The organism is Pseudomonas endophytica (assembly GCF_001411475.1).
GTDB lineage: Bacteria > Pseudomonadota > Gammaproteobacteria > Pseudomonadales > Pseudomonadaceae > Aquipseudomonas > Aquipseudomonas endophytica.
The window spans coordinates 1-26783 of sequence record NZ_LLWH01000197.1 but is presented as its reverse complement, the minus strand read 5'-3'; the positions used below and the strand labels follow the sequence as shown (position 1 = coordinate 26783).

The window sequence follows — 26783 nt, the reverse complement described above, 5'->3', positions numbered from 1 at the left end:
CAACAATACGCTGGAGCTGGATGGCAACGCGCAGGTGTTGAGCCATGAAACGTACTACCCCTATGGCGGGACCGCCTGGTGGGCGGCGAAAAACGCGGTAGAGGCATCCTGTAAAACCATTCGTTACTCCGGCAAAGAGCGAGACGCAAGTGGGTTGTATTACTACGGGCATCGTTATTACGCGCCTTGGCTGTCGCGCTGGATCAGTGCCGATCCCGCCGGAGATATTGATGACTTGAATCTTTATGCCATGGTACGCGGCAACCCAGTCTCTTATGTCGATAGCCAAGGGCTTGCGAGGGGGCAAAAAAAACCAGGCATTTTCAGCAGGTTTCGCGCGGTGGCGGCTCGAGTTGTAAGTCGTGTTCGCCCGGTTTTTCAGGCTGCAAGCTCTGCCGCCATTCGTGACGGGTTGGCAACCGGCGCAAGCAACGCGATTGGAGTGGGGGTCGATTTGCTGTTGTTTGCCAGCAGGCAGCCGACACGCGCGCTGAATAATATATTGAGGCAAGCGGTGGCCGCCCTAGATGCAGTGGCCGTGCTGCATATGTCGGTGGGTTTATTGGGCAACTGGACCCGCTGGAGCCCGTTTCTTGGTTTTATCGCATCCGTTGTAGCAGACCGGGGGTTTGCCCTCCAAGGTCAAGACGCGGCCACGAACCTGGAGCATGAATGGGACCCGGTGGCGCGGGAGCGGCTGGTGGGCCATGTGCGCGCTTTTTCCCGGGAGATAGTGCAGCAAACCGTGCGCGGTTTAGGAACCAGCGTGTCGTGGGGCACAACGGCCCTGGGGGCCAGACTACCCAGAACCCTGCTGGCCGCAGGAGCCTATGGTTTGGCCACGGTGCCCAATGCGATTTTTAATCGACTGATACCCGGTGCTCTGCTTCCCAATATTGGTCCCATCATAGAAGGCTACGATGCTGCGGCGGGCACGGCGATTCGCTCAGGGCACCAGACTTCGGTCTATGAATCACAAGGGGACACCCTCCAGATTCCCGATTTGGCAGGCACCCTCCATGGCGGTGTGAGTCGAATGTTCAATCAGGCATGGGGCCATTGGGCGGGGGTCGGTATCGAGTCAATAGCCCGTTATGCAACCGGGTTGTCCGCCGGAGCACAAAGTGGGGGAACACGAATATTAGTGGCAATTGGCCGTGGCGTAGCCAGTGCACTCACTGAGCTGCGCGGTGTTGCCGTGCTCAAGGCCAGAGAGGGGTACAGCAATTATGCGCGCAGGTGGTGGTCAGGCCAGAACCGATAGACTCCCACCGTTGTAGACGCGAGTTTGCTCGCGATCTTTTGATTATTAACAGATCGCGAGCAAGCTCGTTGGCGTTACATCAGGACAAAAAACCGCCATCCACATTCAACGACACACCCGTGGTGTAGCTGGACGCATCACTGGCCAGATACAGCACGGCACCGGCCATTTCACTCGGATTAGCCACGCGCTTGAGCGGAATCTGTTGCAGTGCGCCTTTGAGGATGGCCTCGTTCTTGACCAGTGCAGAGGCAAATTTGGTGTCGGTCAGGCCTGGCAGCAAGGCATTGCAGCGGATACCAAAGCCTGCACACTCCTTGGCAAAGACCTTGGTCATATTAATGACCGCCGCTTTGGTTATCGAATAAATACCCTGGAATGGACCTGGCGAAACGCCATTGATCGAGGCCACGTTGATAATGCTGCCGCCGCCGTGTTCGCGCATCAGCTTGCCGGCTTCAACCGACATAAAGAAGTAACCGCGAATATTCACGTCGACTGTTTTCTGGAATGCGCCCAAATCAGTGTCCAGTACGTTGCCAAACTGTGGGTTGGTCGCTGCATTGTTAACCAGAATATCGAGGCGACCGAACGCCTCGCGAATACGGGCGAAGGTCTGGGTGATTTGCTCCATTTCGCCAATGTGGCAGGCCATTGCAGTAGCCTTGCCGCCCTGGGCGATGATCGCGTCGGCGACCGGTTGGCAGCCTTCGAGCTTGCGGCTCGAAACAATCACATGCGCGCCTTGTTGCGCCAGCAATTTGGCGATGGCTTCACCAATGCCGCGGCTGGCACCGGATACCATGGCGATTTTGCCGTTGAGGTCGAACAATTGGGTCTTGGGCATGCTGACTCCCTGTGCATCGCGTACTTAAAGGCTGGAATGGCGGATGACCTTGAGGCTCATTTGCTCAAGCAGTGCGTTCATATGGACGAACGGCGCAAAGCGTTTGTCCTGAGTCTGGCCGTGGTAGTAGCGGTAGTAAATTTGCTGGACGATCCCCGCCAGACGGAACAGTCCGTAGGTGTAGTAGAAATCGTAGTTATCGATCTGAATACCCGAATGTTCGGCGTAATAGTCAACAAACTCTTGGCGGGTCAGCATGCCTGGGACGTTACTGGGTTGGCGACGTAACTGCTGTACCGATGCCGGATCATCGGCTTGGATCCAGTAGGCGAGGGTATTGCCCAAATCCATCAAGGGATCACCCAAGGTTGTGAGCTCCCAGTCTAAGACGCCGATGATATGCATTGGGTTATTGGGTTGCAGAATCACATTGTCGAAACGATAGTCGTTATGAATGATGGCTGGTTTCGGGTGGTCGTCTGGCATTTTGTCGTTGAGCCACACTTTTACCTCCAACCAGTGAGGAGCATCTGGGGTTAGCGCTTTTTCATAGCGCTCGGTCCACCCGCAAATCTGACGCTGCACATAGCCTTCAGGCTTACCCAGATTACCCAAGCCGCAGGCGTGGTAGTCGACTTGGTGCAACTCGACCAACGTGTCGATAAAACCCTTACACAGCGTTCGTGTACTGCCTGCGGTCAGAGCCAGCTCACTGGGCAGATCGGCACGTAAAATAATGCCCTTGACTCGCTCCATGACATAAAACTCGGAGCCGATAAGGCTGTTATCAATGCAATGGGCATAAGCTTTTGGACAATACGGGAACACCTCTTGGAGTTGCTTAAGGATGCGGAACTCGCGGCCCATATCATGAGCCGACTTGGCTTTATGGCCAAATGGCGGGCGACGTAACACCAGCTCAAGATCTGGGTATTGAATCAGGTAGGTCAGGTTGGAAGCACCGCCTGGGAACTGGCTGATTGCCGGCTGTCCATAAAGCCTCGGAATGTGTGCCTTCAGGTAAGAGTCAATCTGACGGGCATCGAGTTCCTCGCCAGCACGGGGGCGAATTGATGAGTCGCTAAGCGTCATGTTGATCTCTTCTGCTTATTTTTCATACCTAACAACATTCGCTAATCTAATGCGCCATTGGGATAAGTACAGCCTTAATAGGTACCGGTGTTGACGATTTATCAGCGTCCTTGATCGACTTTGGTTGAGGCCGTTAAAAAAAAACCGAAGCACGGGGGCTTCGGTTTAAAGATGTTACGTGTGGCTTAGGCAGGGAACAGATCGCTCAGCTTCATGGCCAGCATCATGTCACCTTCAGCGCGCAGTTTGCCGCCCATAAATGCTTGCATGCCGTCTGTCTCACCGCTAACGATGCCTTCCAGCGTTTCGCCGTCCATCACTAGGGTCACCTGAGCGTCCGGGTTCTCGCCTTCTTGCAGCTCGCAAGTGCTGTCTTTAACAATCAGAGAGAAGTGCTTGGTGTCATCAATGCGAAAACCGAATACCAGATCCAGACCCGCAGCAGCGGCTGGGTTGAATTTAGCTTTCATTGCTTGAACGGCATCAGCTACAGAAGTCATGGTTCGATCCTTTTGGGGTGGGTTACAGCGGCACTCAGGCCGCGATTGCCAGTGCTTATCGGTAAGTGATGAGCGAGGGCGTCTTCAACAACTGTAAATGTGCATGATTGTTGAAGGAAGTTAGGGTTACCTCGCGAGCGCTAAACGTGAGTTGGCTGATCGAGGTATTGACGATTTGCCAGGTCAACCTGAACGCTTCGCTGGTTGGAATTTGGGTTAGAACATGGAGCAGGGCAGTGATGCTCCCGCCGGAGGTGAACACAGCGATATTTTGTTGGTGGCTGGCGACGTCGAGAATTCGGTTAAGACCACTTTGTACGCGTTCTACAAAGGCTGGCCAGCTTTCGATATGAGGTGAGTCATAGGTGCCGCTGATCCAGCGCGCAATAACTAAATCGAAAATACGCTGAAACTCTTCAGGGTTCTCGCTCGCACTTTTAAGAATGTTCAGGGCTTCTGGCTCTTGCGTCATGATGCCTGGCAGCAAAACGTCCAAAACACCAAACGCATCGAACTCATTGAAAGCAGGGTCTATCTCAAGTTCTGGAGCGGGAAGGCCTGCGGCTTTGAGCTGGGCCATTGCGTGCTTGGCAGTGTCCTGTTGACGTAACAGATCACCAGAGACGCAACGATCAAAACGAAGCCCAAGATCAACTAAATGCTGACCTGTAATTTGAGCTTGCTGCACGCCCAGAGGCGACAGAACATCGTAGTCATCTGCTCCGAATGAGGCTTGTCCATGTCGAATCAAGTAGATGTGGCCCACGTCCGCTCCCGGTACGTTGAAAGTCAGGCGAGGTTAGGAGGATGCCGAGAGCCTGTCAATAAAAAAACATACGCTTGTTTGAATTGTCTACACGGACCAACGACAAGCTATTTCACGGCTGGCAGCAGCTGAATGACGCCGGTATGCTGGGCATCATTTCTAGGCCTTAACCCTAGGGCTATAAGCGTTTTTAAGGAGAGGCTGTGGAATTTCTTGCCGAGTACGCCAGCTTTTTGGCTAAAACGGTGACCTTGGTCGTTGCCATTCTGGTTGTCCTAATGACCCTTGCGGTATTACGAGGCAAAGGTCGTCGGACGTCCGGGCAATTGCAAGTCGTTAAGATGAACGAGTTTTACAAAGGGCTGCGCGACAAGCTTGAGCAGTCACTCTTGTCTAAGGTCCAACTCAAGTCCCTAAAAAAGGAGCAGACCAAGGCTGATAAAAAGCTGAAGAAACAACCCGAAGATAAGCCGCGGGTTTTCGTCTTGGATTTTGATGGCGATATCAAAGCCTCTGCTACTGAGAGCTTGCGTCATGAGATCACCGCTTTACTCACACTGGCGACTCCCGCTGACGAAGTGGTACTGCGCTTGGAAAGCGGTGGCGGTATGGTGCACAGCTATGGCTTGGCTTCATCTCAATTGGCACGTATTCGTCAGGCAGGCATCCCATTGACAGTATGCGTCGATAAAGTAGCGGCCAGTGGCGGCTACATGATGGCTTGTATAGGCACCAAAATTATTAGCGCCCCGTTTGCCATCCTCGGTTCTATTGGGGTTGTTGCGCAGTTGCCTAACGTCAACCGTTTATTGAAGAAGCATGACATTGACTACGAAGTTCTGACTGCCGGTGAATACAAGCGCACGTTGACCGTATTTGGCGAAAACACAGAAAAAGGTCGTGAGAAGTTTCAGCAGGACTTGGACGTTACTCATCAACTGTTCAAAAACTTTGTCGCGCAATATCGTCCACAATTAACCATTGATGAAGTTGCCACGGGTGAAGTTTGGTTGGGTGTTGCGGCGGTTGAAAAAAGCTTGGTAGACGAGTTGAAAACAAGCGATGAGTATTTATCGGAACGCGCCAAAGGTGCTGAGCTTTATAAGCTGCACTTTGCTCAGCGTAAAAGCTTGCAAGAGCGTATCGGGTTGGCCGCCAGTACCTCAGTGGAACGTATTGTAGATTCATTGTGGGCGCGTTTGACCCAGAACCGCTTTTGGTAAAAGCACCTCAGCCTGCCACCCTGAAGGATGTGCAGGCTTGATTTCCCATTTAAGAGCGGGCTCTTATGCAGGTGACTGCAAGAACTCGCTTTGGGTGGTAGCCATCTAACTCAATTGTGTAAACCATGCGCTTAAGCTGAACGTCTCATACGAGATAGGCTTTAGTCATGGAAACTACTAGCAACGCTACTCCCTCCGATGTCGTATTACAGGTGACCGAAAAGTCTACGCGTTTGGCGCAGACACCTATAGCCAATAAATACGAGCCTCTTATTTCTACTTTATTACCGCGCTGGTTTATAACAGCTCCGAAAGCAGTGCGTGAAGCCTTACAAAAAAGCATGACGCTAAGGCATGAAACACAGGCCGTAACCACGCAGGTGTTTGCCAATGTGCAATCTGTTGAGCAGTTTTGTGAGCCTTTATTGAAATCGGCTTTAAGTGCGTATGGTTGGGGGAATCTAAATGTTAAGACCAATGCATTTAAACAGGTGCACTTATTCGATAATTTATTAATCTTCATTGCGCGCCAGCAACTGAAGCTGGTCGATACACTGGCAAGAACGCTCTTACCGGAAGATTTTATTGCGGAGTCACTGGAGCTGAACTTGGTATCGAGTATTTCGCATCACAATCTACTGCAAGCCGCGATGCAAAATTTTGAAGCGTCCGAGACACAGTTAGGTGGTTTTGATACAGGCTCTTCTATTTATTCGATGGGACCTAACGATGCCGAAGTGCTAAACGCCTCGTTTAGACCGGAAAAATTTGCACAGATATGCCGTGATCTGAATCTGGGTTTTCAATATCAAGTGCACTTGGACAGGCAGTTCACTCCTGTCGAAAATGAATGGGCGATCACAGATCCTCGCTCGAAGGCCTATCAGATTAAAAAAGCATTCAGTGACGATATTCGGCATGAATTCTCGTGCGCCCTGCACTTGGAGTTCATGAAAGGTTATTTATCGCCTGCAAGTTATAGCTTTATTAGTGATCTATTGGTAGCACCAGACACGTATTACAGTTCGGGCCCTGCGAGCTACGGAACATTTCAGATACTCGACTTCGAAGTGACAGGTGTGATGGTGTTTTTGCCGCTCAGAAAAGACAGTCATCATGCGCAGCCATGCATTGTGTATCTGCCGCAAGGGCCGGATCGTTGTTTTTATGAATTTGAGTCTTTTAGTGTATTTCAAACTCACTTGCGGGAGTGGTTGAGAAGTCCGCTATTTGCCAGCTACCTAACTAAACGAGTTGCCTTACGTCATCGCGCCGAATTTGTGCGGCGTACGCATATCAAGCGACCGACGTGGGACTCATTGCTGTTACGGCGACCTCCAATTATTTATGAGCCCGCTCTATTTACCAACTCGCACTATAATCCTAAACAGGAAAATCCTTTTCAAGTCGCCTGGTCTCAACAGTTAGCGCAAATAAAGGATGATGCCAGCCTATTAGTTGTTTCGACAGATGATGAAGATAAAAAAACACGCATTGACCGTCAGGCCATGTACTTAAATATGGGCATGAGCTTGTTAGGTCTAGCGCTTGGTTTTGTGCCGGTGCTAGGGCAGATTTTGTTGGCTGTCAGTGTCGTTGAGCTGGGAGAGGAAGTCTACGAGGGCATTAAAGCATGGGAGAGAAATGATAGATTTGCGGCGATTAACTATTTGTTTGATGTGGCTCAAAACGTGGCGCTATTGGCAAGTACCGCTGGTGTTGCCAAAGCGTTAAAGGGGCCGCCAAAAGTGGATGTTTTGATGCCGGTTAAAATTGAGCGTGGTGTGACCCGGTTATGGCGCCCTACACTTGAAGGGTATCAGTTTAATGAGGTGAATCTAAACGAGGTTAAGCCAGACACGCGAGGTGTATATAACGTGCTGGGTAAGTCCTATGTCAGAATGGATGATGAAATCTATGGTATTGAGAAAGATAACAACACAGACAGTTTTTATTTAGTGCACCCTGTCGATTCAAGCGCTTATAAAATTAAAGTGCGTCATAACAATAAGGGCAGTTGGACTCATGAGATGGACAGCCCATTACAGTGGGGGCGCGCTAAGATATTTAAGCGTATGGGGTGTGATGCACAGGTATTATCGCCTCAAGCAATCGATAAGGTTATGATTCTGTCTAATGTATCGGATTCCGTATTGCGACACGTGCTGCTTGAACAGGTATCGCCGCCGGCTATGATAGTAGACGGCGTCAGGCGCGCAGCGCTCATTGAACGAATTGAAACCTTCGTCTCGATAATGAAAAACGGTTATCGCCGGCTGGATGCTGATGCCGATTTACAGTTGCGACTGATAACACAACTGTCAGGTTGGCCAGCAGATCGCGTGCTGCGGGTGGTGGGCAATGACGGAGTGACCTTCAGGGAATACGGACACGACCTACTCTCAAGGATCCCGAGAGTGCAAGTGACTGAGGCTCAGGTTATCCACAGTGACCTGTTAAAAGTGACGCTTGATTGTTTGACGCAGACCCAAATTGCACAGTTGTTGGGAGGGGAGGTTGCTGGGGATGAACAGCAAATTCAAGCCCTAGCAAAAACGCTGGGCGTTTTTGCAGAAACCAATAAAGCTACATTGTTTAACAGTATTTATAACGAAACCGAGGTAATACCTGCCTATGGGAGATTAATAAAAAAACAGTTTCCGAGCCTGACAGCGTCGGTCATAACAGAGTTGGTAGACAATTTAACGCCAGATCAACTTGCTGTCGTATTTCATCAAGAGCGCTTACCACTGGTTGTACTGGAAGAGGCTCGACACTATGTTCAAGCCTTGCGCATCAACCGGGCTATTGAAGGGTTTCTTTATGATGCGCTCAGTAATGAGGATACCTTGGCGGTTGCCAAGAAAATTTTGCCCTCTGTCCCGGGATGGCCTCAGAATTTACGGCTGGTGATTCGCGATCAAGCCTCAGGCAACGTGCTAGATACTATAGGGAACCCTTCAGTGACCTATGCGCGAGAGTTGCATAAGAGCGGTGATTACTATGAGTACTCTGGTCATGGTGAAGGCGCGCCTTTTAGACATAAGTCTTTACTCAGGTGCATTTTCGAAACGCTATCCCACGATGAGGTATCTGCGTTGACTTTACCTGGCAGTGACCCCTATGGGGCTTTTGCAATGAACGTCGCGAAAGCGGCCATTGAACAACGCTCTGTTACTGCAAAGGCGTTAGGTCTTCAAGATATAAAGCCTTGGTTCAAGTCGCCTTTGCGACTGGCAGACGATCGCTTTGGTTATCCACTGGGTGGTCGTTCAGGTCGATTGTTGCCTGACAGCAGTCCGCAATTACTCAAGGATCAAGTACTTGAACTCTACCCCATGATGACCGAGTCTCAAGCAGGGCACTTTTTATATCGTTTGAGTCAGAGCCCTGTGCAAATCGCACGTAGTTTGCTTACCTTGAAGGCAGAGTTGGAAACTCTGCGTATTGAGTTGGATACGTGGGTGGCCTCTGATGTCTGGAGTTACCCGAGTACTGGGCCACGCTTTAAAGTAACAACCCAAGTTAAACGCTTGATGAGCCGTGAGTTTGTGCGGGCTTGGCGTCGTCAGACAACAAGCAGTCAAATTGGAGGCCGAATAGGCTACGAGATGGACTTAGATGCTTGGCCTGTCGATTCACTGCCCGCGTTATCGGCTGACTTCACCCACATAAACACCCTGAGCTTAAGTCATGCAGCGGCGTCGCAATTTCTAGTGCGTTTTCTTGAAAAGTTCAAACGGTTAAGAGTCTTAAGCCTAAAAAACAATACCTTGGTCGAGTTGCCTGCAGCGATTAAGGACATGAAAGAACTGGAGATCTTGAACCTTCAGGGTAATCTGATTGTATTAACCCCGGCAACGCAACATATTCTAGTCGGGTTAACCAAGCTTAAAACCTTGAATTTAACCGGTAATACCTTGGGCACGAGATTATCAGTGGGGCCATTGGTCGAGCTCGAAAACTTACAATTGCGCAATACGGGTATTGACCAATGGCCGGAAGGGATTGAATTGCTGACGCGTCTCCAGCTTGTCGATCTGCGCGATAACGCAATCAGACATGTTCCACAAGAGGTACTGTCGCCCGCGCGTAATGCTATCAATCGGGTGACGTTTTTACACGACAACCCCCTTAGCAATGACTCGTTGCGGCGCCTGCGCGTTTATCGGGAGGAGGAAGGTATCAACTTCGGGTTATGGATATCTCGCCAGCACATACGTTCGCCGCGGGGTATTCAGCGTTGGGCGCAGGTGGCCAGCGCTGAGCAAGCTACGCTATGGACTAGCCTGCGGGCAGAAGAGAACGCAGCAGATTTCTTTCAAGTGCTGGAAGACTTGAGTGCGTCGGCGCAGTACACCCGAGATTATGAAAATCTGAGTCAGAGGGTATGGGCGTTATTGAGCGCTATGCATAAAAATACGGGCTTGCGCGCTTGGCTATTTGATATCAGCACTCAGCCTCGAACATGTGGCGATGGTATTGCCATGGTATTTGCAGATTTAGAACTGCGCCTGCAAATCTACATGGCCGAACATGGCCTTAACAGTGAGGAGCAACTTTTACATATAACCCGAGGACTGTTTCGCATTGAAGCACTCAATCAACATGTTGACAGTGTCATTACACGGCGTGTGGCGCTGATAAATGCTGAGCCTGTGACAGCTGTTAATCGTTTGCAGGAATTGATTGATGCTGCCGATTCAGAAATAGCGGATCGGCCTTTGAGCGAAATGTCTGCACAAGAGTGTCAAGGTGCCGCGTACAGGTTAGGAACGCCTGAGGCGCTTCGGTTAGCAGAGATACTCAGCCCGCACTGGTTGCAAGCTCAGCTCGGACGAATTGATGAGTTGGAAATTCAGATGTTTTACCAAGTTCATCTTGCACAAGAACTGGGACTACCCGCGAGGCCGCACAGTATGATTTTTGAAAATGTGGCACAGGTAACACCTGAGGAGTTGCAGGCTGCAAAGACCTATGTCCAGTCCCAGGAAACACCTCAAACACTAAAGGCTTCGTTGATTGCGCGTGATTACTGGCAGAACTTTCTGCGCTTTAAGTATAAAGACGCATTTAGTAGCTCAGACGAGGTTCAGGACGAGCGCATGGAAGCTATTTTCACGGCACGAAAATCCCTGCTTGATAACGAGTATGTCGCTCAAGTAGAGACTGTGGTTGAAGAGCGGGAGTATGCCCGGCTGGATCTAGTGGCTCGACTCACTGAGCAGGAAATTGAACAGAACCCGCAGTTGAGAGCGGTGTTACATACTTCAGCGGCCTGAAAATATGATGCTGGCTCCACGTAATGCAATCACGGGAGCCGGAATCGAGTGAGCTTTAACGCCGGCGGAACAGAGGCTGAGGTTCGTCGGTAGATGCCTGATAAGTGACACTGAAATCTTTCAAGCCCTCTAGCGCTTCATAGTGGAATCGCTTTACTCAGCAACGCTTCTGGTAAAAAGCCCCCCCTGTTGCAGCGTAAAAGCCGCCACAGGGGTTTTATATTTAATGTGCGCTAGCTATATATTTTTACCGTCCTGAATGTCGTTGCTTTTAATAATTAAGTTATCAGTTATTCAATTAAATCTATGTGGGCTTTGTCTATAAGCTGAAGTGTCAACTTCTGATAAAGGCTTATGCCATGACCGCCCCAAAAGTTCTATCCGAATCCACTCTCGAACAAACGTCCCTCGCACCGGAAACACAGCTCACGCCCGCCCAATTAGCTGACGCCGAGGTGCAGCATCAGCATGAAGATCTGATCACACAACAGATGCCTGCGTGGTTCAAGGACGCCACGTTACTGGTCCGCGAATCCCTGCGCCAGACCATGACGCAATGGCATGCTACACAGGCTGAGGTTGCAGCAGTGTATGCGCGGATCACGCCCATTGAGCAGTTTGCCACGCCCTTGTTAAAAAGCGCCCTGTCATTTTATGGCTGGAGCTCTATTGAACCCAAGATTCATGGATTCAAACAAGTGCGGCTGTTAAACAATGCCGTTATATTTATCGCGAACCAGCAAACAAAAGTAGTCGACAGTTTGGCTAAACTTTTTTTGCCGGAGTCGTTGGTGCCAGCATCACTGGAAATCAATCTGGTTGCCAGTACCAGTCACCATGATCTGCTTCAAGCAGCCCTGCAGAATTTTGAGGGCAGTGAAACAATTAAAGGCGGTTTTGATCCGGGGACAAGCATTTATGTCTGTCAGAATAATGAGTTCAAAGAACTGCCTGGATTAGAACCTGAAACGTTTGCTCGGCTATGCCGGGACCTCAATATAGGTGAACAATATCAGTGGCATTTGAATGGCGTTTTTACGCCCATTGAAAATGAGTTTGATATATCAGACTCTCGCTCCAAAGCTCACACGTTGAAAACGACCTTTGTTTTAAATAAACACCTTGAATTTATGGTTGAGCTTCATGTGGATTATATGAAAGGCCACGTAACAGTAGAAAATTATAACGTCTTGCTAAGTGCGCTGCGGCTTCCTCTCCAAGAAGGGCGGGTCCCGGATAACCTGCATAGCACTTTCAAAGTCATGGGCTTTGAGGTACCGGGAATAATCGTTTTGTGGCCCGAAAAACGTCCTGCAGGTCAATCACAACGCTGTGTTGTGTTTTTGCCACAAGCGCCCAATCGGTCCTTTTATGAGTACGAGCGTATTGATCAGTTCAAGGTTGGGTTGCGCGAATGGCTCAAGCAGCGCGAATTTGCTGACTACTTCGTGAAGTTAGTGCCTTTGCGTTACCGGGCCGAATTTATCAGAAGAACAGACCTCAAAAATGTATCTTGGGACTCTTTGTTACTACGCCGTCCGCCGATTATCTATGAGCCTGCGCTCTTCAATGAATCTGAGGTGATTGCCCGAGTGGGCAATCCGTTTGAAGTGTCGTGGCTGTTGCAATTGGCGCAAATCAAAGATGACGCGCGCCTTCTGGCAGTGCCTACCGAGGACGAAGACAGCAAATCGCGTCTTGAACGCCAGACTGCTTTCTGGAACGCCGGGTTGAGTGCCCTGACCCTAGCACTGGGGTTTGTACCCGTTGTCGGGGAAATGATGCTGTTGTTTGGCGTGGTTCAGTTGGGTGCTGATGTCTACGAGGGAATTGAGGCTTGGGAACGTAACGACAAAGTCGCCGCCCTGGAGCATCTGTTTGATGTGGCGCAGAACCTTGCCATGGTGGCGGTACCTGGCGCGGCCAAGTCCTTGAGTCCTGCACCGGTGGTCAACCGGCTCACTCAAGTGACCCTTGGTAATGGGCAGAAACGCTTATGGAGGCCTGATCTGAAGCCCTACGAGTGTCGACCTGAAATTCTGACTGGGCTTAAGCCTGACGAGCGTGGCCTCTACAGCTTATTCGACAAGCAATACCTGAAGCTTGAGCAAAAGGTGTATCGAGTGAAGGGGGATATCAACACAGGCCAAATGGCCATTGACCCCCTGCAAAACCCTGAAGCATACAGCCCGGCCCTGCGCCATAACGGCAGTGGCGCGTGGACCCATGAATTCGATGCGCCCATGCATTGGTCGCGACCACAGTTGTTCCGGCGCCTGGGGCCTGATACCCAGCTATTTTCCGACGCTACCGTCGAACACATTCTGTCTGTAACGGGTACGACCGAAAGGGAACTGCGCAAGATGTACATTGACATCTTGCCAAGGCCACCCCTGTTGGCCGATTGCATCAAGCGCGTGCGTCTCAGTGAACACATTGAACAGTTTTTGTCACAGATGCAAAAAGGGGTCTATGGCACGGTCGATTTTGCGCCCATGCAGCTTGAGCTGCTGAGCCAGTTACCGGGTTGGCCGCAAGATCAAGGGCTGCGAGTGATTAATTTGCAACGCGGGACTTTCAAGGACTTTGGGCTGAGCGCTGAAAAAGCTTATTCAAGGGTGGAAATAGCGCAAACACGCATTGATAAAGGCGAATTGCTTAAAGCCGTATTAGAGTCCATGTCCGAAGCGCACATCGAAGCGCTGCTAGGAGAAGCCATCACAGGTACGCAAGCGCAAACGCTGGCCTTGGCGAAAAAATTGGCCGGCCTGGCTCAGGCAACCAAGCGCTCCCTGGCTTCGCGTCTTTATGCTTCTGATGAGACTCTTGCACCTGCCCTAAGAAACATCCGCTACCAGTTCCCGAGCTTGCCGGTCAATGTCCTTGAGGAGTTGGTCAGTCACCTGACAGAGAATGAATTATCTGCGCTCACCTATCGGGGGCACTTACCCCTGCGTGCGTTAGAGGAGGCGCGCCTATATGCACAACGGCTGCGCTTGAACCGGGCGCTTGAGGGGCTTTTTTACGACGCTTTAAGCACGCCTGATAGCCAAAACCTGGCCTGGCATACACTGCCACAACTGGCAGGTTGGCCGCCGAAAGTGAGTATTTCGGTGCTGGGCGAGCTTAACAACGAGCAATTGAGGGTCATTGCAGGTGAGGCCGGGGCGTTAAACCGTGAAATTTTCAAAAAAGGCGAACAGTATGAGTTTTCCGGCACAAGTGCCGGGGCACCCTTCACCAGCCCCGATTTGACAGCTTGCGTATTCAAATCGCTGAGTGATAGCGAACGTAAAGGTCTCAATGCTGGAGCTTCACTTTCTTATGCTGACTTTATGTCGCGCATTGCCACTCAGGCTGCCCGGCAACGGAACAACTCAGCGCAGGCATTGGGAATGCAAAAGGTAAAACCCTGGTTTAAATCACCCATGCGTCTTTCGGATGGCCGGTTGGGTTATACCTTGGGGGGAAAGTCCGGGCATCTGCTTGAAGAAAGCCGGCCGTTGAAATTAAAAGACTTGGTCCAGATGCTTTACCCGAACATGTCGGAATCCCAGATGGGCCAGTTTTTATATCGTTTGCACCTCACTCCAGGCTTAGCCGCCCGTGAGTTGGTGAGGCTCAAAGCAGAACTTGAGGCGTTGCAAAAAACATTGTTGGAGTGGGAGCAGAACAGCGTCTGGACCTATCCAACAAGAAGCTCCCGTGTGCTGGTTCCTGTTGAAACCAAGCAAGCCATGAGCAGAGCGCTGATCCGCGCCTGGCGCAGGTTGAGTACACCGATAAGTCTGGAGGGGGTCGCAGGTTTCGAGCTGGATCTCAATGGTTGGCCGGTCGATGCTTTGCCACCTCTGGAAGCAAGCTTCCCTCATGTCATTTCGTTACACCTGGCCAATACCTCATGCACAATCCCGTCTCGTCTGTTGGCGATATTTACCGGGCTGCGCGATTTGTCGCTTAGCAACACGCAATTGACGGAACTCCCGGCCAGTATTGCCAGAATGCCGGAATTGACGCATTTAAACCTGAGCAACAATAAAATTGTATTGACCCCGCAGAGTGCAGAAGTCTTGTCAGCGATGACTAAACTAAAATCGCTGGTGTTGACCAGTAACCCCCTAGGGCACAATTTTTCAGTGCATCATATGGCCAATTTGCAGCATTTAATCCTGCGTAATACGGGGATCAGCACATGGCCCGCTGGTATTCAAGTGCTAACCCGCTTGCAGGCGCTGGACCTGCGTAACAACGTAATCACGCATATCCCGGAAGGAATTTTGACCGAGTCAATGGCCGCCACCAATAGGGTTACCTCTTTGCATGACAATCCATTGAGTTCTGACTCGACCAGGCGCTTGAGGATTTACCGAGAAAACGACCTGATTAATTTAGGCATGTCTGAGTCACGTCAGCATGTATCCCGCCCGCAAGGCATTAATCTTTGGTCTGCTGCTCCCACTCCTGAGCAAAGAAACATATGGAGCGCCTTGGCTCGGGAGCCTGGCTCCGCTGACTTCTTTGCCGTGATTGAGGATCTAAGTACCTCATCACAATTTGCGCAAACAAGAGTGGACCTGACACGACGCGTCTGGGTACTACTACAGGCTGCGGATGACAACACCGAACTGCGCACGCGCTTGTTTGGGTTGGCAGGGCACCTGAGTACTTGTGGTGACGGCATTGCGATGGTGTTTGCTGAGCTGGAGCTGGATCATCTGGTATTTCTGGCCGAGCATTCAGCCGATAGCGAGCAGTCGATGCTTAAACTGGCCCGTGGTTTGTTCCGTATCCAGATGCTTAACAAGCATGTGTTGAGCATTATCAAGGCACGGATTAATGCCATTCACGCCACACAGCGCGAGTACGTGCAACAACTCCAAGAGTTGGTTGATACGGTAAACCCTGAATTGGCACCAGCCCCTTTGGTCGAGTTGCAGCCTGCCGAACAACAGGGCGTGGCCTACAACTTGGGGACTGCTGAAGGTTTAAGACTGGCTCAATTGCTAAGCTCAGGCAGTGTTCAACGGCAGATAGCACGCCTTGACCCCCTGGAAATCCAGATGTTTTATCACGTCCACCTGTCCGGCCAGTTGGAGTTACCTGCAAGGCCTACCAGCATGCGTTTCGGCAATATTGCCAACGTATCTGACTCTGACCTCGAAGCTGCGAGGAATTACGTGCTTGAGCAAGAGCAGATGCCAGCATTGGTTCAGTCGATTTCCGCTCAGGAGTTCTGGAGTAATTACATGCAGAAGAAAAACCCGGATGCGTTCACAACCGTCAAGGCCCGGTATCAAGAGTTACTGGATGAGGTGTACTCACAGCGGTTAAGGCACAGTAGTGCTGAATACAGGCGTGAGTCCGAAAGGGTGGGCCATGAGCGCAAGAAGGCGGTTGCTGAGGTAGTGACGCAGCTGACCCGCACGGAGCTCGAAACCCATCCACTGCCTGCATTGGGGGCGGGCGCACCAGTTTAAGTTGAGCAGTAACAGCCCTGAGCCACCTATGAAGCCTGTAGATCAGGGCAGTTACTTAATGCTTAACGACGACGGAACAGAGGCATCGGCTCGTCGGTTGAAGACTGGTAGGTCACTGAAAAATCTTTCAGGCCTTCCAGTGCTTCATACGGATCTTTGTCCGCGCGAATGGCGAACGCATCAAAACCGCAGCGGTGCAGATAAAACAACTGGTCGCGCAGTACATCGCCAATGGCGCGTAACTCGCCCTTGAAGCCGTAGCGATCACGCAACAGGCGGGCATTGGAGTAGCTACGACCATCGGTGAAGGCAGGGAAGTTCAAGGCGATCACCTGGAAGTTCGCCACGTCTTCGCCAATCTCTTCAGCTTCTTCGTCGCTGTCCAGCCATACGCCCAAGCCACCGTCACGGGCTTTGAGCGCATGGGCATGATCGCGCCACAGGGAGAGAGGGACAATCAAGTCGTCGCAGTTGGAAATACCATCTAAGCTCGTGTCCTTGGGCAGCAAGTGCCAAGTTTCGTCGATTACTTGGTTGTTCTTAATGATTCGCTGCATAGACGCGCTCCTTGAAAGGGTCGATGCCGATACGTTGGTAGGTGTCGATGAAACGCTCGTCTTCGTTGCGTTTTTCAACATAAACGTCGATCAGCTTTTCAATCACATCCGGCATGTCATCTTGCGCGAAGGATGGGCCGAGGATTTTGCCCAAGCTGGCGTCGCGACTTGCGCTACCGCCCAACGACACTTGATAGAACTCAGCGCCTTTTTTGTCCACCCCCAGAATGCCGATGTGACCGACGTGGTGGTGACCACACGCGTTCATGCAGCCAGAGATGTTGAGGTCCAGCTCACCGATGTCAAACAGGTAATCAAGATCATCAAAGCGGCGCTGGATGGACTCGGCAATCGGAATTGACTTGGCGTTGGCCAACGAGCAGAAGTCGCCGCCCGGGCAGCAGATCATGTCGGTCAGTAAGCCAATGTTCGGCGTGGCGAAGCCTTGCTCACGCAACTCGCCCCACAGGGTGAACAACTGGCTCTCTTCGACGTCAGCCAAAATGATGTTTTGCTCGTGAGAGGTGCGTAATTGGCCGAAGCTGTAGCGATCTGCAAAGTCGGCAATTGCGTCCCACTGCTTGTCTGTCACGTCGCCTGGTGCAACGCCAGTCGGTTTCAACGACAGGGTCACGGCAACATAGCCCGGCTTTTTGTGAGCTAAGGTGTTGCGAACACGCCAGCGAGCGAAACCTGGATGCTGCTGGTCCAGTTCGGCTAAATCGGAGCTGAAATCTGGAAGGGCTTTGTAGTCTGGATCAACAAAATGCTTGGCGATTCGCTGAACTTCAGCCTCGGTCAGCGTGGTTGAGCCTCCACGCAGGTGAGCCATTTCGGCCTCAACACGCTCGGCGAAGACTTCAGGCGTTAAGGCTTTAACCAAAATTTTGATACGGGCCTTGTACTTGTTGTCACGACGACCATAGCGGTTATAAACGCGCAGGATGGCTTCGAGGTAGCTCAACAAATCTTGCCATGGCAGGAATTCATTAATGAATGCGCCAATAACCGGCGTGCGGCCCAAGCCGCCACCGACCAATACACGAAAGCCCAGTTCGCCAGCTTCGTTGAGCACAGGCTCAAGCCCGATGTCATGGACTTCGATCGCTGCGCGGTCAGAGGACGAGCCGTTGATAGCAATTTTGAACTTGCGCGGCAGGTAGGCGAATTCTGGGTGGAAGGTGGTCCACTGGCGGACGATTTCACACCATGGGCGTGAGTCGATCAATTCATCGGCTGCTACACCGGCGAACTGGTCGGTCGTAACGTTGCGCAAGCAGTTACCGCTGGTCTGGATCGCGTGCATTTGCACCGTCGCCAGCTCTTCCAGGATATCGGGAATGTCTTCAAGCGCAGGCCAGTTGAACTGCACGTTCTGGCGAGTACTGATATGGGCGTAGCCCTTGTCATAGTCGCGGGCAATCTTTGCCATCATTCGCGCTTGACGCGAAGTCAGTTGGCCATACGGCACGGCGACTCGCAGCATTGGGGCAAAACGTTGAACATAGAGGCCATTTTGCAGGCGCAGAGGGCGGAATTCTTCTTCGCTCAGCTCCCCTGCCAGGTAGCGTCGGGTTTGATCTCGGAACTGCTTTACGCGGTCCTCGATGATCCGCTGATCGTACTCGTCATATACGTACATATAGATCCTGTTCTCAGGCTGCTTACAGCTTATCTGCGCGCACGGCCGCGCACTCCCCACGGAGCGGAGGCAAGATACCAGTTTGTGGTTATGCGCAAAAGTGATGTTTAAGCATATGCAAAGAACCAAAACGCCTATGCGGGGTTGATTCTCAATCACTTACTTGTAGAAAGGATATTGCTGGGCTTAACTTGAAGACATTCTTCTAAGCATTCACCCACAAAACCGAAAAAAGGCGATGCGATGAGAACTTCAATGAAAGTGCGTAAACCCACAAGCAGGGTAGATGCTTGGGCCATACTTTTTATGGTTGTACTCGTCGCGGCAGCGGCTCTATTTTGGAGCAGTCATTCGTAGGAGCTGCCGAGGAACGAAGGCTGCGATCTTTTGATGTTCAAGAATCAAAAGATCGCAGCCTTCGGCAGCTCCTACGGGTTCTAGCGATCTTTTTATCGTTAAAAATCGCGAATAAGCACTATCTAAAGTCTGCGTACGGTCCCAAGGGTTGCACGGGTAAAGGCAGATTGCCTTGCCAGGCATCAAAGGTGTATCGCAGATACATCATGGCCCGGCTCGGGGCGTACCCTTCGCTGTGCTGATACAACAAGCCACCACCCAATACCAAATTATCCGTTAGTCTGCGCTCAACCAGCCCCTGAAGGCGTATGCCGATGCCGCTGCTACTCCCGTCCGAGGTTTCCCCTAGCGGCGTAGAGAGCTCATAACCTTGTTCGTCGAGGGCGCTCAGAAGTTTGTCGTTCAGACCGCTCAATGGATACAGGTCGTTGGATTTAGTCTTTGCGTACGACCAACCCACCGAGCTTTCCAATGACACCGACCAGTTGGCTGTGCGCCACGCGTAGTTCAACGGCACTCCAACTGAGAAGTATTGCTGCGGGCTGTAGTAACCACCTTGGCCGAGGGTGTTCTCACTCAGGTCTTTGTCATAACTCCAGTACATGACTGTCAACCCGGTGCGCATGCGCTCATCGGCCCGTTCGACCAAGCGGTAGTAGTAACCGGCCATGGCGGTATTTTTGTGGTTGTTCTCGACATTTTTACCGCGTAACCAATGCTGACCAAGGTTGGCCCATACGCCGTCAACACCGCCTTCATCATGGCTTAGGCTCAAGGTCAGACCATTTGATGTCACGCCCCCCCACGTCACACCGGTGTTGGGGTCTGTTGCGCCACTGTAGGACAGGATCGAGTTGCTCATCGGGCGGCGTGAGCCGGTTAAGGTCCAACCCAATGAACCTAGGTTACTGCTGTAAGCAACTCCGCCTAGCCAGTTAGGCACTTTGAAAGTCTCTGGCGTGCGCCCAAAGTCGACCTCCCACGTGTCGTTTTTCCAACCGGCGGCTAAGGTCGTGCCTCGGGCTGACTGTGAGTGGCTATCGCAGCCGGAAAGGCCTGGATCGTCAGTACCTTTAGGTTTGATTGAGACGGCGCAGGTGCCGTAATTTTCGCGCACTAACCCGTCTTCATCGGTGTCGAAATTGCCCGCATCCATGTTGATTTGCTCTGCGCGGACAAATCCGCTGCCGTCCGCTATCGGCAAGTCCAACTGCAAAATGGTGGTTTGGGTGTTGGTGTCGGAGGTGCCCGCTGAGGCATCGTCCGCACGCCAGCCGTAGTCGGTGTACAGGTGCAAGGTTGGATTTTGCCGCTGGTACAACTCGTCCACGTCACTGCGCAGGCTGCTTTCTAACCATTCATCGTCATCTTTTTCGCGACTGGCCAAGGTCATGGCTCGGTTATCACGCGGGTTGGCCTCTGCTTGGGTCAGTAAACCAGTGGCAGCCATGCTTTTAGCGTAGTAGTCCAGTGCTTGTTGAGGCTGTTTAGCAGAGATCAGCCGCGCCGCATCGCGGTATACCACTGGGTCGACTTGCGGAGTTTTGAGTAACTCGGCATACATCGCTTTAGCTTTGTCAGGCTCGCCGACGGCAGCCCAAGAATTGGCCACTAGCGATTGTTGTGCAGGCGTCAAAGGGGTGCCAGGAGTTGGCTTGAACCGATCAAGCTGGCGACGTGCTGCATCCAGTTGCTGAACCGCGATAAAGCTGTCGATCTGCCCCAACTGCGCGTCAGTGTTGTCAGGTTCCTGTCGCAATACCTGTGCATAGAGTGTTTGCGCTTGGGAATAGTCATTACGCTCTTTGGCCCAGCGAGCGAGGGTCAATAGGTCATCGTTATCGGGGTTCTGCATCAGCAGGGCAATTGCTTGGGGTTCTTGACCCGCTTTGCGCAAGCTGTCAGCACGTTCCAGCAGTAGCCCGCGCTGCAAGCGCAGGTCGAGATCGCGCATGGAATCATTCCACTGCGCCTTAGGCAGTTGCTCTAACACACGCAAGGCACTGGCATCACGCTCGGAGCTGGACAGGTAAAGTGCATAGGCGTAGAGGGCGTCAGGATTATTGCTTTGGCGCTGAATCAATTGTTTGAAGCTCTCGTCCGCGGCGCCCGGCTGATTGATTTCACGCTGTGCATTGGCTAGACGATAGGTCAGCCAAGGCTCATCTGGGGTCAAGTTGCGGATTTTACTGAGCAGCGCAACGACTTGCGGCCAATCTTTGCGCTCACTGGCCGCGTCAGCCTGACGATACAACTCGTCCGCTTCCAAGCGCTGGCGCTCGGCGCTAAATGTTTTTTGCAGGGCAGGCGGCAAGCTGTCCAGTAAGTACTTGGCTTTGGCCGGTGATTGCGCCGCGTAGATGCGCACCAACCCGCGCACGGCGCTGCTGTTGCTGGGCTCCACTCGTCTGGCTTGCAGCAGCAGGGTTTCGGCTTGAGCCGTCTGCTGTTGGGCCACGGCAATATCAGCCAACCCAACCAGCGGGTCTGCATCTTGGGGCTTAGTTTTGCGTGCTTGTTCAAAGGCTTTACGTGCGCCAGTAAAGTCTTTGCGCTGCAGCGCTTTTTCACCTTGCGCGAGCAGCAGTTGATAACGACTGGCGTCCATCAGGTCTTGCCAGCGGCTGATGTAGAAGGTGTCTTGCTCTTTGCTGTGTGCGTTGCTGAAAGCCGTGTAGGCCTTGTCGTATTGGTTTTGCCGGAACAATGCCAAACCCAGCGCGCCATGGAAGCTCGGATCATCGGGGTAACGCTTGATCGCACGCCGCAGCAAACCTTCAGCAACCGCTGGAGTGCGTGACTGGTCAATCATTTGCTTGCCTCGTGCGCCCCCCACCCACGCAGGGTCTGCAAGCAATTTCTGCTGCTCTTGGAGCTTGTTCGTGGCGTCGGTCAGTAACGGCGAGCGCGGATAGCGTTGTAAATAGGCTTGCCATGCCAATGTGGTGGAGCGCTCAACCGGTAAGGTGTTGAGGTACTCGAATTCTCGCTCTGCCGCTGCTCTGCTGGCGTTGGGGTCTGACGACAGTTGATTCAAAACCGCCAGCGCTTCGGCATCGCGTTTTTCCCGAAACAGCAGGTCGACCAAGGTTTGGCGCAGGCCGACGTTACCGGGATATAGCCCATCCAGTGCTTTGAGCTGTTCGATGGTGCGCGGGCGTTGGCCTGGAATATTACTGCGTATGCGCAGGTACTCTAAATGGGTCGCAAAATCGGGCGGGGCATCGCCAAACAACTGCTCAAAAACAGCAACCGCCTCTTTGGGGCGACCAGCGGCAGCATACAAGCGTGCCTCTTGTAATTGCTTCTGCGCTTGCGGATCTTGCAGCTTCATCAGGCTTTGTGCCTGACGCAGCGCCGCTGAACCGGGCGCCAGTTGTTGCAGCAGGGCCAAGCGTTGTTTTGCGAGGTCCGGTTTTTTGTCCAGCAAAGCCTGACGCACCGACGCCGCCAATGCATCTGGATTATTGGGTGCAATGAGCCACAGCCGCGCGAGTGAGTCGCGCACTAGGTCATCCCGGTACAGAGCTTCGCCAATACGTGCCTGCTCCAGCAACCACTGTTGCTGATCCTGAATGCTGACCGGTTGCGCCAGCGCTGAAGCAGAAATGCCACTCAATAAAATCGCGCAAGCCATTAGTTTTTGCATGTGTGAACCCACGCCGGTAATAGCTGACCATCCTTGTCAAAGCGATAGCGTTTTTCATTCCATCCTTGGCCAAACAGCAACAATGACTGGTTGTAATAAGCGTCCGCTGCGGGTGGATCTTGCTCTACCCGGATCTGCTGCACGGCATAGGCCGGTGAGTTTAGGCTGGCAAGCAATGGCAGCATGGCCGCCGAAAACCCCACCGGGCCAGTGCCCGTGTATTGGGCTGTTAAGGCGTCTACTGATTCTGGGGGATAACCCAGGGCTTGGGTGAGGGCGGCCATGGGCGCAAAATGCGCCTGCAAGGCTTGACGGTTCTTCGCGTCCTCGGCCAGCATCCCGACCCACAGGTACACGCGAATAGCATCATAGCTACCCGAACTGCCATGTTTCGGATCTGGCTTGGGGTCTGGCTTCCAGCCACCTGCGGCTTCCCACATCAGCCAATTGGGCGCAAACCCTCTGGGTGAGCCTTCGATCAACATGCGGTGTTGACTCGCCTCCAGCTCACCCCAGATCGGCGCCACTTGGGCAAAGCGTGCAAGCACTTGTGGCGGCAGGTAGCTAGGGTTGAGGCGCCAGCCTTGCGCGCCATCAAAGCCCACATCACCCGGTAATAGCATCAGCCCCAGCCCCGGCAGCGGCCGCAGGCTTTGCGCGGCGGTGCGCCAGAGCATGTTTTTCCCCAGCGCCAAATACTCTGGGTTCTGCCACAAACGTCCGGCCTCTAAGAGGCTATAGGCAATCCATAGGTCTGCGTCGGACGCGTTGTTCTTGTCTAGGACTTGCCATTTTCCAGACTCAGAACGACCCCATTCCCACGCTGGCAGGTGCGTTTCTAGGCTGCCTTCCGCCAAGTTGTTTCGGGTCCACTCAAGGATCTGGGCAAAGCTGTGCTTGTCATTGGCAAGCACAGAGAAGAACAACCCATAGCTCTGACCTTCGGAGGTGGTGATCAACTGCTTGGAGGAGCGATCAATAATGCGCCCCTCGCTGCTCATCATGGCCTGTTTGTAACTGTCCCATGCGGGCCAGTCACAACTCGCAGCACTGGCGGCCAGGGGCAATAAACCCAAGGCCACGGACATACTGAGCGCTAACGCCGTAAAACGGAGCATGGATTACTCCTTATGCAGGCGACGATGAGCGGCCCAGCTCAGTGCACGCCACAACAAGAAGGCACTCAGCAGCACGCTAATGACGGCCAGTATCGCCAATAGAACCGGGTGTTCGGACAGCTGATACCACATCAGCAAGTACCAAGGCAGGTTGCCGACGTAGTACTGATCACCCACCAATTGGCTGTAGATACCACTGCTGCGTATCAGTGCCACTGACCCGGCCACGGCGTCCATCTTGCTGCTGTCAGTCAGAACATCACGTAACAGCGTGTAGTCAGCATCGTCGTTGCCTAACAAAGCCACAATGCTGCGCTGGTTGTGAGACGGGGACTGCATGCCGACCATAGCCGCTATGGGAGCCTGAGCTGTCACTTCAACTCGGTTTGCAGGCTGGTTGCGACCATCTATAGACGGGCCGCGGCGGTTAGTAGCGTCGATCGCCGTGTTGCCGTAAGGCTGGACCAGCATGTCGTGTTGACGTTGCAACAGTAGACTCAGATCCGGGTTATCACGCATTTCAGGTGCCATAACGCCTAACAACAGAAGATCGGCATCTTCCTTGGAGGCCGATTGCCAGTCATCGCTCAGGCGTACGCCGAAGGCTGGGTAGCCTGAGCGCGCAGAGATACTGGCTACGGCTTCCAGCAGGGTGCTGACTTGAGTGGCTGTGCCTTTGCTCGGAACCACCACAATCGACTCCGACATGTCAGCCATACGGCTGAACGGGAAGCCACTGCGGGCAAAGACCTTAAGGTCAGGCATGCTCAAGTAGTGATGGTAGCCGGACAAGTCGATGGTCGAGTCTTCATCAATGACCGCTTGGGTATTGGCCGGGAGAATCGTCTGGCAGTGATCACGCTGAGCGCTGCCCATGGTGCTGGCGAAGTTGAAGTCGAAGCGCAGACGGTTACGGTCCCCGATTTTCAGTGACGGTACGATTAGCTTGTCGTTGACGTTGGCAGAGTCATTGGACAGGACCGACAAACGTAGTTCTTCTAAACGGCTAGTGTCTTTGCGCGTCAGCGGCAGGCTCGTGATGAATTGATCGTTGAGGCTGATATTCAGGCGCGAATCATCGTTGGCTGACGGTGCGGTATAGCGGTACTGAGTGCGCAGCGGAATACCCTGGTTACGCCACACAAATAGGTCTGGCGGCAGGTTGATATCCAGCGTGATAGGTCGAGGTTGCAGCCCGCTAACTTGCAGTTGCTCTGGATAGGCGACCAGCTCCGCGAAGCGCACCGGGCGGTCTGTACGCATCCAGGCTGGGGCGTCGTAAGGCTTACGCGGTTGCAACTCTTCGACCTTGTTGATCGTGACTCGAGAGCCGCGTAGCAAATTGCCGCCCAACGCGAGAGCTTTGGCTGCGGTGGCGAGGTCTTCTTCGTTGCGGCCCATGATCAGTAGCACTTTGCTGTAAGGCGCGTCCGGGTGATCAATCAACTCAACCACCGGCGCATCAACGGCCGGAAATTTTTCCAGATCACTCATAAACGCCGGGCGATGGTCGTTGGTTGCAAAGACCACTGAAGGCTGGGTTGCTTCCTTATTTTGTACGCTCGGCAGTGCATCAAACAGCACGGGGAACTTAGCGCCGCGCCAGTTGGCTTGGCTGCCGAAGTAGGAGGCCAAGATGGTAGCCGCGCGCTGTTCGCCCAAGGTTGGATCGGCGGCAAATACAATCGGCAATTCCAGTTTGCCGCTATTGCGCGGGTCGAAGAATGGCAGCGGGAAGTACGCCAAGTCATTGCTCAAGCTCAGTGCCTGCTCTTGCAGCGTCAGGCTACTGCCGCGGCTGATGTTAACCCACAGCGTATTGTTGGCCGGGTCTTCACAGATGTCCGTGTAATGGCCGACAAACTCTAGGCGTACGCGGTTGAAGTCCGATACCAACCGTGGATCAAGCGCTATTTTTTGTTGCGTCTGGCGCCCCAGTTGCTCTTTCTCAATGGGCACTACGCCCATCAGCACCTCATTGAGATACACCCGTATATGCGAAAGGGTTGGAATCAGCGAGGGTGAGGGCGTGTAATTGAGTTGCAAGCTGGCATCACTGGCGATTCGGTCCCGGCGCAACGTGAACTCAACTTGCTCGGCACTGTTGATTCCCAGCAGCAACGTGTCAGTTGGGCGACCCAACTGCTCAAATGTGCGAGTGACTGACCAGTTTGGCAGTGGAGCGGTGCTTTCCACTGCTGGCACTTTGGGCGCAGATGCCGAGCCGCTGGTAGGTAAAGGTAAGGGCGCAGCCATTAGTTCTGAGGCCAAGGCCATTAATGCAAGACTGGTGAAGAAAGTTTTTTTGGCGAAACGACTCATGATTTGCTCACTGGCCGGGAAGTAAGAGGGGTAGACGCTTTGGGCATGCGCGGCAGAAAGCTGCCCAGCCACTGTAGTGCCCGCACAAACGGGCGTGCCAGATGGCGCAACCATGCAGGTAGATACTCATATAGGCGGTAGTAGCCTTTAGCGCCCAACGCGAGAATTTCTCTGAGACTCTGAATCGGTTTATCCGCTTCAAACTCACTGTTGTAATCAAGCCAAGCATCAGCACGCCCAAAGGTGCATTGGACAAATTCGATTTTTTGTTCTGGCGGCAATTGGGCAAAACTTAAGCCCATAAACAAGTCATGGGTGCGCGTGAGTGTTCCGTTGAACACAAATTCGCGGTTGCCCCGCTGCAGGACTAGCGACACCAATGAACCCACCGGTAACGGCAATGGTTGATTAAGCAGCAAGCCGACGCCGCCATCGGAGTAGTCCACCAGCTCGCAGGGGTAGCGATGGCCGTCGGCCAGTTTAATGGCCCCCGGCAAACGAGTTTGCACGCGATGGGTCTGGCGCACTTGACGGACTTCAGCCGCCACGGCAACAGCCGCACCGATAATCAGTAGGTTATAAATCACCCACAGTACGCTGACGATCACGGTGATGATCTCGTCTGCGGGCCCGGTAAATAGCCGCCATACAGCAAAGCCTAGGCCGAGCACATTGAGGACTGAAAGT

At 52.7% G+C, this 26783-nt stretch carries 14 protein-coding genes and 1 pseudogene; 4 read left to right on the top strand and 11 right to left on the bottom strand.

All coding sequences use genetic code 11. The features are described 5' to 3' along the window. Positions 1–1264: RHS repeat-associated core domain-containing protein (locus AQS70_RS17710; protein ID WP_162233912.1), on the top strand; the 1264-nt coding region annotated here is incomplete at its 5' end. 79 nt (positions 1265–1343) lie between these two features. On the opposite strand, the gene AQS70_RS17705 is transcribed toward AQS70_RS17710, so the two are convergent. From AQS70_RS17705 to AQS70_RS17690, 4 genes are all read right to left on the bottom strand, one after another. Beyond that, complete coding sequence (locus AQS70_RS17705) at positions 1344–2111, bottom strand: SDR family oxidoreductase (protein ID WP_055104054.1); 768 nt, start codon at positions 2109–2111, stop codon at positions 1344–1346. 24 nt (positions 2112–2135) lie between these two features. Further along, positions 2136–3203 (bottom strand): phosphotransferase family protein, encoded by a 1068-nt coding sequence (locus tag AQS70_RS17700; RefSeq protein ID WP_055104053.1) that lies wholly within the window; start codon positions 3201–3203, stop codon positions 2136–2138. 185 nt (positions 3204–3388) lie between these two features. Then, positions 3389–3703 (bottom strand): SCP2 sterol-binding domain-containing protein, encoded by a 315-nt coding sequence (locus tag AQS70_RS17695; RefSeq protein ID WP_055104052.1) that lies wholly within the window; start codon positions 3701–3703, stop codon positions 3389–3391. Positions 3704–3758: 55 nt separating this feature from the next. Next, positions 3759–4469 (bottom strand): histidine phosphatase family protein, encoded by a 711-nt coding sequence (locus AQS70_RS17690; protein WP_055104051.1) that lies wholly within the window; start codon positions 4467–4469, stop codon positions 3759–3761. A gap of 203 nt (positions 4470–4672) precedes the next feature. Between AQS70_RS17690 and sohB the strand changes: the two genes are divergently transcribed. Then, positions 4673–5692: a protease SohB gene (sohB, locus tag AQS70_RS17685; protein ID WP_055104050.1), complete on the top strand. Its 1020-nt coding sequence runs from the start codon at positions 4673–4675 to the stop codon at positions 5690–5692. Positions 5693–5859: 167 nt separating this feature from the next. After that, on the top strand, positions 5860–10974 hold the full coding sequence (locus AQS70_RS17680) for an NEL-type E3 ubiquitin ligase domain-containing protein (RefSeq protein WP_082428152.1): 5115 nt from the start codon (positions 5860–5862) through the stop codon (positions 10972–10974). A gap of 55 nt (positions 10975–11029) precedes the next feature. Here AQS70_RS17680 and AQS70_RS23665 read toward each other — a convergent pair. Beyond that, positions 11030–11116: pseudogene (locus AQS70_RS23665) on the bottom strand (DUF934 domain-containing protein); the annotation flags it as partial. A 217-nt stretch (positions 11117–11333) separates the two neighbouring features. On the opposite strand from AQS70_RS23665, the gene AQS70_RS17675 reads away from it, so the two are divergent. Further along, positions 11334–16451, top strand: coding sequence for an NEL-type E3 ubiquitin ligase domain-containing protein (locus AQS70_RS17675; protein WP_055104048.1), 5118 nt, complete (start codon positions 11334–11336; stop codon positions 16449–16451). Between the two features lie 62 nt (positions 16452–16513). Here the strand turns inward: AQS70_RS17675 and AQS70_RS17670 are convergent, their stop codons facing one another. The 6 genes from AQS70_RS17670 to AQS70_RS17645 all read right to left on the bottom strand — a co-directional run. Beyond that, a complete protein-coding gene (locus AQS70_RS17670) occupies positions 16514–17008 on the bottom strand; it encodes a DUF934 domain-containing protein (protein ID WP_055104047.1) in 495 nt (164 codons plus the stop codon). Then, positions 16992–18650, bottom strand: a complete 1659-nt coding sequence (locus tag AQS70_RS17665) for a nitrite/sulfite reductase (protein ID WP_055104046.1) — start codon at positions 18648–18650, stop codon at positions 16992–16994. The genes AQS70_RS17670 and AQS70_RS17665 overlap by 17 nt, the downstream gene beginning before the upstream one ends. 475 nt (positions 18651–19125) lie before the next feature. Next, positions 19126–22656, bottom strand: a complete 3531-nt coding sequence (gene bcsC, locus AQS70_RS17660; protein WP_055104045.1) for a cellulose synthase complex outer membrane protein BcsC — start codon at positions 22654–22656, stop codon at positions 19126–19128. Further along, positions 22644–23774, bottom strand: coding sequence for a cellulose synthase complex periplasmic endoglucanase BcsZ (bcsZ, locus tag AQS70_RS17655; protein ID WP_055104044.1), 1131 nt, complete (start codon positions 23772–23774; stop codon positions 22644–22646). The genes bcsC and bcsZ overlap by 13 nt, the downstream gene beginning before the upstream one ends. 3 nt (positions 23775–23777) lie before the next feature. Beyond that, positions 23778–26096, bottom strand: a complete 2319-nt coding sequence (gene bcsB, locus AQS70_RS17650; RefSeq protein WP_055104043.1) for a cellulose biosynthesis cyclic di-GMP-binding regulatory protein BcsB — start codon at positions 26094–26096, stop codon at positions 23778–23780. After that, the coding region (locus AQS70_RS17645; RefSeq protein ID WP_187331827.1) for a PilZ domain-containing protein at positions 26093–26783 on the bottom strand (691 nt) is incomplete at its 5' end. The genes bcsB and AQS70_RS17645, both read right to left, overlap by 4 nt.

Coding starts and splice junctions, on each gene's coding strand:
- AQS70_RS17705 (WP_055104054.1), bottom strand. CDS start 2,111: ATGCCCAAGACCCAATTGTTCGACCTCAACGGCAAAATCGCCATGGTA.
- AQS70_RS17700 (WP_055104053.1), bottom strand. CDS start 3,203: ATGACGCTTAGCGACTCATCAATTCGCCCCCGTGCTGGCGAGGAACTC.
- AQS70_RS17695 (WP_055104052.1), bottom strand. CDS start 3,703: ATGACTTCTGTAGCTGATGCCGTTCAAGCAATGAAAGCTAAATTCAAC.
- AQS70_RS17680 (WP_082428152.1), top strand. CDS start 5,860: ATGGAAACTACTAGCAACGCTACTCCCTCCGATGTCGTATTACAGGTG.
- AQS70_RS17675 (WP_055104048.1), top strand. CDS start 11,334: ATGACCGCCCCAAAAGTTCTATCCGAATCCACTCTCGAACAAACGTCC.
- AQS70_RS17670 (WP_055104047.1), bottom strand. CDS start 17,008: ATGCAGCGAATCATTAAGAACAACCAAGTAATCGACGAAACTTGGCAC.
- AQS70_RS17665 (WP_055104046.1), bottom strand. CDS start 18,650: ATGTACGTATATGACGAGTACGATCAGCGGATCATCGAGGACCGCGTA.
- bcsC (WP_055104045.1), bottom strand. CDS start 22,656: ATGCAAAAACTAATGGCTTGCGCGATTTTATTGAGTGGCATTTCTGCT.
- bcsZ (WP_055104044.1), bottom strand. CDS start 23,774: ATGCTCCGTTTTACGGCGTTAGCGCTCAGTATGTCCGTGGCCTTGGGT.
- bcsB (WP_055104043.1), bottom strand. CDS start 26,096: ATGAGTCGTTTCGCCAAAAAAACTTTCTTCACCAGTCTTGCATTAATG.